The sequence below is a fragment of the Caloramator sp. CAR-1 genome (genome assembly GCF_030546345.1).
GTDB lineage: Bacteria > Bacillota > Clostridia > Clostridiales > Caloramatoraceae > Caloramator > Caloramator australicus.
In genome coordinates this window covers 1-1,168 of the sequence record NZ_JAUONW010000038.1, presented here as the reverse complement: position 1 = coordinate 1,168, position 1,168 = coordinate 1, and the positions used below count along the sequence as shown (strand labels likewise).

The 1,168-nt window shown below is 33.2% G+C and carries 1 protein-coding gene; it reads left to right on the top strand.

Annotation, left to right across the window (positions count from 1 at the left end; genetic code table 11):
• Positions 1-38 precede the first annotated feature (38 nt).
• On the top strand, positions 39-1,168 hold a 1,130-nt coding region (istA, locus tag Q3V94_RS10420; protein WP_303527485.1), incomplete at its 3' end, for an IS21 family transposase.

The following is a 1,168-nucleotide window of genomic DNA, read 5'->3' as shown; positions in this document are numbered from 1 at the left end:
TAAAATTTAATTAGTTTAAGATAACAGGGGGAGATATTGTGGGAATCATAAATGGTAAAAAGAAGGGATGGAGATTGTTTTCTGAAATCAAAAACCTAAAGGGAAATGGCTTGAAAAAGTCTCAAATTGCAAGATATCTGGGGGTGGATTACAAAACGGTTAGTAAATACTTCAACATGACACCTGATGAATTTTCAGATTTAAACAGAAAGAGAAAAAAGAAAAAGCTTGATATCTACAAGGATCAGATACTTCAATGGCTTAGCACTTATCCTGATTTATCATCGGCTCAGATAACTGACTGGATTAAAGAAAGATATGGCAATGTTCCGTGTTCTGAAAGATCAGTAAGGGCATATATAAGTTCCTTGAGAAGTGAATACAAAATACCAAAGCAGGGACACAAAAGACAATATGAAGCAGTAGAAGAATTAGAAATGGGATTCCAATCACAGGTGGATTTTGGTCAGATTTGGGTTGATACTATAGATGGCTCAAGAATAAAGCTGTATTGCTTTGCCATGGTTCTATCACATTCAAGAATGAAGTTTGCCTACTGGCAGGCCAAGCCTTTTACTACTGTTGATTTTATCGAAGCACACGATAAAGCATTTGAATTCTTTGGTGGAAGCACTAAAGAGATTGTTTATGATCAAGATAGGCTTCTTGCAGTTGATGAAAACTTTGGTGATGTAATATATACTGAAGAATTTCAAAAATATGTGGACTTTATGAAATTTAAAATTAGATTATGTAGACCATATGACCCAGAAAGTAAGGGGAAAATAGAAGCGGTAGTGAAATATGTTAAGAATAATTTTGCAAAACATAGAATTTTTGAAGATATAGATTCATTTAATAAATCCTGCTTAGAATGGCTCGATAGAACAGGCAATGCAAACGTTCATGGGACAATAAAAAGAATACCGAAAGAAGTGTTTGCACTCGAAAAACAACACTTAATTCCGGTATCCCCAAAACAAAATTCACCTAAGAACATTTTAACCTATGTCGTTAGAAAAGACAATACCCTATTGTATAAGCAAAATAGGTATCAATTACCCAAAGGAACTTATGAACCTGGTAAAAAGGTTAATGTTGTTATCGAAGGTGAATTTATCAAAGTTTTGGATATTGAAAAAAATAATTTAATAGTTAAGCATAGGAT